At 64.3% G+C, this 10,016-nt stretch carries 8 protein-coding genes; 3 read left to right on the top strand and 5 right to left on the bottom strand.

Features of this window, described 5'->3' with window-relative positions; all coding sequences use genetic code 11:
• The first annotated feature begins 43 nt into the window (after positions 1-43).
• Complete coding sequence (locus tag ABZE94_RS17045; protein WP_372876748.1) at positions 44-658, top strand: LysE family translocator; 615 nt, start codon at positions 44-46, stop codon at positions 656-658.
• Positions 658-1,851 (top strand): benzoate/H(+) symporter BenE family transporter, encoded by a 1,194-nt coding sequence (locus ABZE94_RS17040; RefSeq protein WP_372876744.1) that lies wholly within the window; start codon positions 658-660, stop codon positions 1,849-1,851. The genes ABZE94_RS17045 and ABZE94_RS17040 overlap by 1 nt, the downstream gene beginning before the upstream one ends.
• A gap of 183 nt (positions 1,852-2,034) precedes the next feature.
• Here the strand turns inward: ABZE94_RS17040 and ABZE94_RS17035 are convergent, their stop codons facing one another.
• Positions 2,035-2,796 carry an SDR family oxidoreductase gene (locus tag ABZE94_RS17035; RefSeq protein ID WP_372876742.1) on the bottom strand — a complete coding sequence of 254 codons (762 nt, stop codon included), beginning with the start codon at positions 2,794-2,796 and terminating at the stop codon, positions 2,035-2,037.
• 225 nt (positions 2,797-3,021) lie between these two features.
• Between ABZE94_RS17035 and ABZE94_RS17030 the strand changes: the two genes are divergently transcribed.
• A complete protein-coding gene (locus ABZE94_RS17030) occupies positions 3,022-4,029 on the top strand; it encodes an NADP-dependent oxidoreductase (RefSeq protein ID WP_372876740.1) in 1,008 nt (335 codons plus the stop codon).
• Between the two features lie 225 nt (positions 4,030-4,254).
• On the opposite strand, the gene ABZE94_RS17025 is transcribed toward ABZE94_RS17030, so the two are convergent.
• The 4 genes from ABZE94_RS17025 to ABZE94_RS17010 all read right to left on the bottom strand — a co-directional run.
• Entirely contained in the window at positions 4,255-7,323 is a 3,069-nt protein-coding gene (locus ABZE94_RS17025) for an efflux RND transporter permease subunit (protein ID WP_372876738.1), read from the bottom strand.
• Positions 7,320-8,366 carry an efflux RND transporter periplasmic adaptor subunit gene (locus ABZE94_RS17020; protein ID WP_372876736.1) on the bottom strand — a complete coding sequence of 349 codons (1,047 nt, stop codon included), beginning with the start codon at positions 8,364-8,366 and terminating at the stop codon, positions 7,320-7,322. The genes ABZE94_RS17025 and ABZE94_RS17020 overlap by 4 nt, the downstream gene beginning before the upstream one ends.
• A gap of 99 nt (positions 8,367-8,465) precedes the next feature.
• Positions 8,466-9,245 (bottom strand): ABC transporter permease, encoded by a 780-nt coding sequence (locus ABZE94_RS17015; RefSeq protein ID WP_372876746.1) that lies wholly within the window; start codon positions 9,243-9,245, stop codon positions 8,466-8,468.
• A gap of 11 nt (positions 9,246-9,256) precedes the next feature.
• The coding region (locus ABZE94_RS17010; protein WP_372876734.1) for an ABC transporter ATP-binding protein at positions 9,257-10,016 on the bottom strand (760 nt) is incomplete at its 5' end.

Genomic DNA, 10,016 nt, shown 5'->3' with positions numbered 1-10,016 from the left:
GCAGCCCTTAGGCTGGCAAGCACTGTCACCGAGTGCCGCCGCCATGACCGCTGAATTGCTGATCGCCTTTATCGCCTTTGCCTTCGTCACCTCGGTGACGCCGGGGCCGAACAACATGATGCTGCTCGCCTCCGGGGTGAACTTCGGCATGCGCCGCAGCCTGCCGCACATGTTCGGCATCAGCCTGGGCTTCATGCTGCTGGTGATGGCGGTGGGTCTGGGCCTTGGCCAGGTGTTCGAGCAGGTGCCGCTGCTCTACAGCGTGCTGCGCTATCTGGGCGCGGCCTATCTGCTCTACCTGGCCTGGAACATCGCCCACGCCGGAGCACCGGACAGCCAGGCCCAGGCCAGTGGCAAGCCATTCAGCTTCCTCCAGGCCGCGGCCTTTCAATGGGTCAACCCCAAGGCCTGGGTGATGGCCATCGGTGCGATCACCACCTATACGCCGCAGGACAATTTCGTGGTCAACGTGCTGCTGATCGCCGCCCTGTTCGCCCTGGTCAACTGCCCCAGCGTCGGCCTCTGGACCATGGCCGGCAGCCTGCTGCGCAACTGGTTGAGCAACCCGCGGGTGCTGCGCGGCTTCAATATTGGCATGGCCCTGCTGCTGGTCGCCTCGCTCTACCCCATCTTCGCCGACGTGCAGGAAGTGCTCTGATGCAGGAACTGACCCAAGGCCGCCTGCGCCCCCTGGCCGATAGCTCGACCTCGGCGGTGGTCGCCGGCTTTATCGCCATGCTCACCGGCTACACCAGTTCGCTGGTGCTGATCTTCCAGGCCGGCCAGGCCGCAGGACTGTCCAGCGGGCAGATTTCCTCATGGATCTGGGCGCTGTCGATCGGCATGGCCATCGGCTCCATCGGCCTGTCGCTGCGCTACCGCGCGCCGGTGATGATCGCCTGGTCGACCCCGGGCGCCGCCTTGCTGATCAGCAGCCTGCCGGGGGTGCCCTATGGCGAGGCGATCGGCGCCTATATCCTCGCCTCGGGGCTGATCGTACTGATCGGCCTGACCGGCACCTTCGACCGCCTCATGCGGCGCATCCCCGGCTCCATCGCCGCCGCCCTGCTGGCCGGGGTGCTGTTCAAGATCGGCCTGGAAATCTGCGGCGCCGCCGAACAGCAACCGCTTCTGGTGGTGGCCATGCTGCTCGCCTACCTGCTGGGCAAACGCCTGCTGCCGCGTTATGCGGTGCTGGCGGCGCTGATCGTCGGCTGCGTGCTGGCCGGGTTGTTTGGCCTGCTGGATTTCAGCGAATTCGAGTTGCAATTGGCCACGCCCGTGTGGACCACGCCGAGCTTCTCCTGGGCCGCGGCGATCAGCATCGGCATCCCGCTGTTCATCGTCGCCATGGCCTCGCAGAACCTGCCGGGCATGGCCGTGCTGCGCGCCAACGGTTACCACCAGGCGCCGGCATCCAAACTGCTGACCAGCACCGGGCTGATCTCCATCCTGCTGGCGCCCTTCGGCTCCCACGGCATCCATATGGCGGCGATCAGCGCGGCGATCTGCGCCGGCCCCGAAGCCCATGAAGACCCGCACAAACGCTATACCGCGGCGGTCTGGTGCGGGTTGTTCTACGGCATCGCCGGAATCTTCGGCGCCACCCTGGCCGCCCTGTTCACCGCCCTACCCAAGGCGCTGATCCTGTCAATCGCCGCCCTGGCCCTGTTCGCCTCGATCATCGGCGGCCTGACCCAGGCCATGAGCGAACCCAGGGAACGCGAGGCGGCGCTGATCACCTTCCTGGTCACCGCCTCGGGCATGACCCTGTTCTCGGTCGGTTCGGCCTTCTGGGGGATAGTCGCGGGACTGCTGACCCTGGCGATTCTGAACTGGGGCAAGGCTTGATCGAGTTCTCGGGCGCGCCCTGTTGGGCTTCGCAGGCGTAGGGCGGGTGCAACACGCCGGGTCTTAAATACGCCTCGCCTTGGCGGGTTGCACCCGCCCTACGGTCCCGTTACGTGGCCTTCGCTCGCTGCACGAAAAAGGCGCCTGAATAGGCGCCATTTTCGTGCAGCGAGCGAAGCGCGATCAGATCGCCGTCGCGCCACCATCCACCGCCAGGGCGTGGCCGGTGGTGAAGGCGGCGCCGTCGCAGCACAGGTAGAGCACCGCGGTGGCGATTTCCTCGACCTTGCCGATGCGCCCGACCGGGTGCATGGCGGCGGCGAACTCGGCCTTCTTCGGGTCGGCCTCGTGGGCGCGGCGGAACATGTCGGTGTCGATCACCGCCGGGCACACCGCGTTGACGCGGATCTTCTTCTTCGCGTACTCCACCGCCGCCGATTTGGTCAGGCCGATGACCGCGTGCTTGGAGGCGCTGTAGATGCTCATCTTCGGCGCCGCGCCTAGGCCGGCGACCGAGGCGGTGTTGACGATGGCGCCGCCGCCCTGGGCCAGCAGTAGTGGGATCTGGTACTTCATGCACAGCCACACGCCCTTGACGTTGACGCCCATGAGAGCGTCGAACTCGGCCTCGCTGCCATCGGCCAGCTTGCCCTTCTCGATCTCGATGCCGGCATTGTTGAAGGCGTAGTCCAGCCGACCGAAGGCAGCTACGGTGCGTTCCATCAGCTCTTTGACTTCGGCGTCGCGGGTGACGTCGCAACGCACGAAAAGTGCATCGCCACCGGCCGCGCGAATCAGCTCGACGGTGCCTTCGCCACCGGCCACGTCGACATCGGAAACCACGACCTTGAGGCCTTCGTTGGCGAAAGCCAGGGCGGTCGCACGGCCGATACCGGCAGCGCCGCCGGTGACCAGGGCAACCTGGCCGGAAAAGCTCAAACTCATCTGTGTGTCCTCGCAAGGAGTGGAATTATGCGCCGAGTCTAGTCAGAGCAGCGCCTGGCACGGCAGCACTATTCGAACAGCGGTTATGGCTTCATGCAAAATAATGATTAAGACCCCGGGGCGCTATCACCCGAATGGATTAACCGCCATTCGGCTCCAGGGCAAACCTTGCCCATCGGCCCGGCAGGGGCTATCACAAGTCTTTCCGTTCAATGAGTAACCACCATGACTGCCACGCTCAACCGCCAATTCCTCCTCGCCCAACGTCCCGTCGGCCTGCCCAGCCGCGACACTTTCAGTTACGTGGAAACCCCGCTCGGCGAGCCCGGCACCGGAGAGATCCTGGTAAAAAACCTCTATCTGTCCCTCGACCCGGCCATGCGTGGCTGGATGAACGATGCCAGGTCCTACATTCCGCCGGTCGGTCTCGGTGAAGTGATGCGCGCCCTCGGCGTCGGTGAAGTGGTCGCCTCGCAGCACCCGGACTTCGCCGTCGGCGACCACGTCAACGGCGCCCTCGGCGTGCAGGATTATTTCCTCGGCGAACCCAAGGGCTTCTACAAGGTCGACCCCAAGCGCGCGCCGCTGCCGTTGTACCTGTCGGCGCTGGGCATGACCGGTATGACGGCCTACTTCGGCCTGCTCGATGTCGGCATGCCCAAGGCCGGCGAAACCGTGGTGATTTCCGGCGCAGCTGGTGCAGTCGGCAGCGTGGTTGGACAGATTGCCAAGCTCAAGGGCTGCCGCGTGGTCGGTATCGCCGGCGGGGCCGACAAGTGCAAGCTGCTGATCGATGAACTGGGCTTCGATGGCGCCATCGACTACAAGAATGAAGACCTGCACGCCGGCCTGAAACGCGAATGCCCGAAAGGCGTGGACGTGTTTTTCGACAACGTCGGCGGCGATATCCTCGATACCGTGCTGACGCGCCTCAGGTTCAAGGCGCGGGTGGTGATCTGCGGCGCCATCAGCCAGTACAACAGCAAGGAAGCTATCAAGGGCCCGGCCAACTACATGCAACTGCTGATCAACAGCGCGCGCATGGAAGGCATGGTGGTGATGACCTACGCCCCGCGCTTCGCCGAGGCAGCCCAGGAAATGGCGGGCTGGATGGCCAGCGGTCAGCTGAAGTCCAAAGAAGACATCGTGGTTGGCCTGAAAACCTTCCCGGAAACCCTGCTCAAGCTGTTCAGCGGCGAGAACTTCGGCAAGCTGGTGCTCAAGGTCGAGTAACGGCCCCTCGTAGGATGGGTCGGGCCGTGCAGGTTAGCTGCCTGGATGGTGCCCAGGCAAGACGGCATGTTCTGCGCGGCGTAACCCATCATGGTGGCATAGACATCGCTGCCACCATCCACTCTTGCAGAGCCTGTAGCCCGGATAAGCCCTGGCGCAATCCGGGATCGCGGTGACACCGGATTGCGCTGGCGCTTATTCGGGCTACGCTCGTTCGCCTCCACCCTACCCCGCGACCATTTGCTCTTCTTGCTGTTTGATCGGCTGCCAGCTGCGCAGCAGCATATAGAGCGTGGGAATCACGAACAGGGTGAAGAAGGTGCCGACCAGCAGGCCGCCGACGATCACCAGGCCGATCTGCTGGCGGCTTTCCGCCCCCGCGCCGCTGGCGATTGCCAGGGGCAAGGAGCCCAGGACCATGGCCCCGGTGGTCATCAGGATCGGCCGCAGGCGCTGCACCGAGGCATCTATCACCGCGCCGCGCAGCTCATGGCCCTGGCGCAGCAGCACGTTGGCGAATTCGACGATGAGGATGCCGTGCTTGGTGATCAGGCCGATCAGGGTCACCAGGCCTATCTGCGAGTAGATATTCAGGGTGCCGCCGAACAGGGTCAGCGCCAGCAAGGCGCCGGCCATCGACAGGGGCACGCTGAACAGGATGATCAGCGGATCGCTGAAACTCTCGAACTGCGCCGCCAGCACCAGGAAGATAAAGGCCAGGGCCAGGGCGAAGATCAGCGCGATGCCGGCGCCGGACTCCTTGAAGTCACGCGAGGTACCGGTGAAGTCGTACTGGGTTTCCGGCGGGAATACCTCGCGGGCGGCGCTTTCCAGGTAGTCCAGGGCTTCGCCCAGGGTGTAGCCGGCACCGACGTTGGCGCTCACCGTCACCGCCCGCAACTGGTTGAAGTGGTTGAGTTCGCGCGGCGCCACCGTCTCGCGCACCTCGATCAGGTTGGACAGTTGCACCATGCCGTCGTTACGCCCGCGCACATAGACGCGGTCGAGATCCTGCGGGTTGCTGCGGTCGACGTCCTGCAACTGCACCATCACGTCGTACTGCTCGCCGTTCTGCTTGAAGCGGGTCACCTGGCGGCTGCCGAACAGGCTTTCCAGGCTGCGGCCGATGGTCGCCACGTCCGTGCCGACTGCCACCGCCTGTTCGCGGTTGATCGTCACCTTGAGCTGCGGCGCGTTCAACTTGAGGTCGCTGTCCAGGCTTTCCAGGCCGGGATAGTCGCGCAGGCCGTCCAACAGTTCATCGACATAGGCCTGCAACTCGGCATATTCCATCGAGGAGCGGATCACGAAGTTGACCGGCTGATTGCGCGCGCTCTGCCCCAGCGGCGGCCGATTGACCGGAAAGGCCCGCACCCCGGCGATCTCCTGGAACTTGGGCAGCAGCTCGTTGCGGATCTCGAACTGGCTGCGCGAGCGATCGCCCCAGTCTTCCAGCTTCATGAAGGAAATGCCCTGGGCCACGGTGGGGAAACCGGCGATCACCATGTAGCGATTGGTCTCCGGGATGCTCTCGTAGGCCGCCTCGATTTCCCGCGCATAACGCCCGGTGTAGCCGATGGTGGCGCCGTCCGGGCCGTTGAACACGCCGATGATGGTGCTGGTGTCTTCGGTGGGCGCCAGTTCCGACTTCAGGCCGGTGAACAGCAGCAGGCAGGCCAGCAGGGCCAGCACCAGCACCCCCAGCACCAGCCACCAGGCGGCCAGGGCGCGGGCCAGCAAGCGCCTGTAGCCATGGGTCAGGCCGTTGAGGAAATCCTCGATCAGGTTGTACAGGCGGTTGTGCCGCTCGCCGGCCTGGTGCGGCTTGAGCAGCACCGCGCACATCATCGGGGTCAGGGTCAGGGCGACGAAACCCGAGACCAGCACGGCGCCGGCCAGGGTCCAGGCGAACTCGGTAAACAGCTTGCCGGTGCTGCCCTGCATGAAACCGATGGGGGTGAACACCGCGGCCAGGGTCAGGGTCATGGCGATCACCGCGAAGGCGATCTCGCGGCTGCCCTTGAGCGCCGCCTGCACCGGGGCCATGCCCTCTTCGATATGCCGGTGGATGTTCTCCAGCATGACGATGGCGTCGTCCACCACCAGACCGATCGCCAGCACCATGGCCAGCAGGGTCAGGGTATTGATGGTGAAGCCCATCAGGCTCATCAGGGCGAAGGCGCCGATCAGCGACACCGGGATGGTCACCAGCGGAATGAGGGTGGCACGCAGCGAACGGAGGAAGATGAAGATGATCAGGATGACCAGCGCCACCGCTTCCCAGATGGTGATGAAGACGTTGTCGATCGACTCGCGAATGAACAGCGAGCTGTCGTGGGCCACCACCAGGTGCATGCCGTCCGGCAGCAGGGTACGCACCTCCGGCAGGGCCGCGCTCAGGCCGTCGGAGATATCCAGCGGGTTGGCTGTGGCCTGCTTGATCACCCCCATGGACACCGCCGGGCGGCCCTTGAAGCGCACGATGCTGCGCTCGCTCTGCGGGCCTATCTCGGCATAGCCGACATCGGCCAGGCGCAACAGATAGCCCTGCGAGTCATCGAGAATCAGCTCATTGAATTGCTGCGGGGTATTCAGGTCGGTTTCCGAGAGCACGGTGAATTCGCGCTCTTGCGACTCGATGCGCCCGGCGGGGATCTCCACGTTCTGTCGGCGCAGGGCGTCTTCGACGTCCTGCACGGTGAGGTTGTGCGCGGCGAGTTTTTCCGGGTCGAGCCAGATGCGCATGGCCAGGGTGCGGCCGCCGCGGATCTGCACCTCGGCGACGCCGGGGATGGTCTGCAGGCGGTCCTTGATCACCCGCTCCAGCACATCGGTGATCTCCATGGCGCTGTAGCGTTCGCTGTAGGACGCCAGCCAGATCACCGGCTGGGCATCGGCCTCGACCTTCTGCACGATGGGCTCGTTGATCTCGTCCGGCAGCAGCCCACGTACCCGGCCGAGCCGGTCGCGCACGTCGTTGGCCGCTTCGTCGCTGTTGGCGCCCAGCTTGAACTGGGCAGTGATCTGGGTGTTTTCCGAACGGCTGATGGAACTGACGAAATCCAGCCCCTCGATGCCCGAGAGCACATCCTCGATCGGCTGGGCGACCTGGGACTCCATGATTTCCGGACTGGCCCCGGGATAGCCGACGTTGACCGTGACGATGGGCACGTCGATGTTCGGGTACTCGCGTACGCTCAGGCGCTGATAGGCCATCAGGCCGAGCAGCACCACGATCAGCGACAGCACGGTGGCGAACACCGGCCGGCGGATGCAGATGTCCGACAGCGTCATTGGCCGCTCTCCGTCGGGCGGGGCTCCACCACCTTGGTGCGCACCGCCATGCCCGCGCGCACCTTCTGCCAACCGGCGCTGATCAGGGTTTCATCACCGACCAGGCCTTCGCGCACCTCGACGGTGCCGGCGCTACGCTTGCCCAGCTTGACCTCGCGCAGCTCGACCTTGCCGTCCACCACCAGGTTGACCAGCAGGCGCTCGCCGACCGGCATCACCGCCTCCTCTGGGATCACCAGGGCCTCGGGGCGTTCGGCGAGAATCACCGACACCTTGACGAACTGGCCGGGGTTCAGGCGCCCATCGGCATTGTCGACATGGGCACGAATCGCCTGGCTGCGCCCGGCTTCATCCAGGCGCGGGTTGATGGCATAGATCTCGCCGCTGAAACGCTCGCCCGGATAGGCGTCGAGGCTGATCTCGATGCTCTGCTGCAGACGAATCTGGCTGACCGCCTTCTGCGGAATGCGGAAGTCGACCTTGAGCGGATCGAGCACCTCCAGGTTGACGATGTCCTGGCCGGCACTCAGGTAGTCGCCCGGGCTGACATGGCGCAGGCCCAGGACGCCGGTGTGCGGTGCATGGATCCGGGTCTTGTCCAGGCGCGCCTGGGCCAACGCCAGGCTGGCGCGGGCGGCTTGCTGCTGGGCGCTGGCTTCATCCAGCGCCTGGGCATTGCTGGCGCCGCGCTTGAACAGCATCTGCGCGCGCTGATGATTTTTTTCCGCCAGATTCAGATTGGCCTGCGCCTGGGCCAACTCGGCACGGGCAATCGCATCGTCCAGGCTGACCAACAGCGTCCCGGCCGCGACGGCCTGGCCTTCGCGGAAATGCAAGGAGGCCAGACGCCCTTCAATTTCCGGGCGGATCATCACCGACTCATCGGAGCGCAGCGAGCCGAAGGTGATCAGTTCGTCGCGCACCAGGGCCTTCTCCACCGGCACCACTTCGACCAGGGGGCCTTCGGCCGCATGCGCCACTGGCCAAACGGCCGAGAGCAGCAACAGCGATGCCACGAATAGAGCGCGCGGACGGGCAGACATGGACAACCCCCAGTAATTCCATAGCGGCTGAGTCTAACGGCCTCGCCGCGCGCTTCAGCCGTTCGAGATGTTTCCCGATATTTTTTTAACGGGCTCTCACTACTGCCGCATACCGCGCCCGCTGATCAGCAAGCGAATGCACACGCCATAGAGCACGGCGGTGGCTATCAGCATGAAGCCGACGGCGACACCGATACGAATGTCCGACACGCCGAGAATGCCGTAGCGAAAGGCATTGACCATATGCAGGATCGGGTTGACCAGCGACAGGGTCTGCCAGAACGGCGGCAGCAGGCTGATCGAGTAGAACACCCCGCCCAGGTAGGTCAGCGGCGTCAGGACGAAGGTCGGGATGATCGAGATGTCGTCGAAGTTGCGCGCGAATACCGCGTTGATGAAGCCGCCCATGGCGAAAATGGTCGCGGTCAGCAACACCACCAGCACGGTCACACCGAGGTGATGCACCTGCAGGTGGGTGAAGAACAGCGACAGCAGGGTGACGATCAGGCCAACCGCCAGCCCGCGCAATACCCCGCCGGCCACATAGCCGATGAGGATGATGTGCGGCGACACCGGCGAAACCATCAGCTCCTCGATCGAGCGCTGGAACTTGCTGCCGAAGAAGCTCGACACCACGTTGCCGTAGGAATTGGTGATCACCGACATCATGATCAACCCCGGCACTATGTATTCCATATAGCTGAAGCCGCCCATGTCGCCGATCTGCCGGCCGATCAGGTTGCCGAAGATGACGAAGTACAGAACCATGGTGATCGCCGGCGGCAGCAGGGTCTGCGGCCAGATGCGGGTGAAGCGGCGGATCTCGCGGTAGACGATGGTGCGCAGGGCCACCATGTTGGCGGCGAACTCGGAATTCAGATAAGCCGTGCTCATACCGCCTCCTTGGCCAGGTTCTTCTCGACCAGGGAGACGAACAGCTCTTCCAGGCGATTGGTCTTGTTGCGCAAGCTGAGCACCTCGATGTTCTGCCGCGCCAACTGGCGGAACAGCTCGGTAATGCCCTGGCTCTTGTCGATTTGCACTTCCAGGGTGTGATGATCGAGCAGGTGCGCCGGGTAGCCGATCAGCTGCGGCGGCACCAGCAGCGACTCCTTCAGGTCGAGCAGGAAGGTCTCCACGTGCAGCTTCTTCAGCAGCGTCTTCATGCTGGTGTTCTCGACGATGCGACCGTGATCGATGATGCCGATATTGCGGCACAGCTGCTCGGCCTCCTCCAGGTAATGAGTGGTGAGGATGATGGTGATGCCCTGTTGGTTGAGCTCGGTGAGAAAACTCCACATCGAGCGGCGCAACTCGATATCGACCCCGGCGGTCGGCTCATCGAGGATCAGCAGGCGCGGCTGGTGGACCAGGGCGCGGGCGATCATCAGCCGCCGCTTCATGCCGCCGGACAGTTCGCGCGAGGGCACATTGCGCTTGTCCCACAGCCCTAACTGGTTGAGGTACTGCTCGGCACGTTCCTTGGCGATGCGCGCGGGAATCCCGTAGTAACCGGCCTGGGTCACGACAATGTCGAAGACCTTCTCGAACTGGTTGAAGTTGAACTCCTGGGGCACCACGCCCAGGCAACGCTTGAGCGCCGCCGGCTGCTTGTCCAGGTCATGGCCGAACACGTTGACCGTGCCGCTG

The sequence above is a fragment of the Pseudomonas sp. genome (assembly GCF_041601375.1).
Taxonomy (GTDB): domain Bacteria; phylum Pseudomonadota; class Gammaproteobacteria; order Pseudomonadales; family Pseudomonadaceae; genus Aquipseudomonas.
This window is presented reverse-complemented; position numbering and strand designations above follow the sequence as displayed.

Coding starts and splice junctions, on each gene's coding strand:
- ABZE94_RS17045 (WP_372876748.1), top strand. CDS start 44: ATGACCGCTGAATTGCTGATCGCCTTTATCGCCTTTGCCTTCGTCACC.
- ABZE94_RS17040 (WP_372876744.1), top strand. CDS start 658: ATGCAGGAACTGACCCAAGGCCGCCTGCGCCCCCTGGCCGATAGCTCG.
- ABZE94_RS17035 (WP_372876742.1), bottom strand. CDS start 2,796: ATGAGTTTGAGCTTTTCCGGCCAGGTTGCCCTGGTCACCGGCGGCGCT.
- ABZE94_RS17030 (WP_372876740.1), top strand. CDS start 3,022: ATGACTGCCACGCTCAACCGCCAATTCCTCCTCGCCCAACGTCCCGTC.
- ABZE94_RS17025 (WP_372876738.1), bottom strand. CDS start 7,323: ATGACGCTGTCGGACATCTGCATCCGCCGGCCGGTGTTCGCCACCGTG.
- ABZE94_RS17020 (WP_372876736.1), bottom strand. CDS start 8,366: ATGTCTGCCCGTCCGCGCGCTCTATTCGTGGCATCGCTGTTGCTGCTC.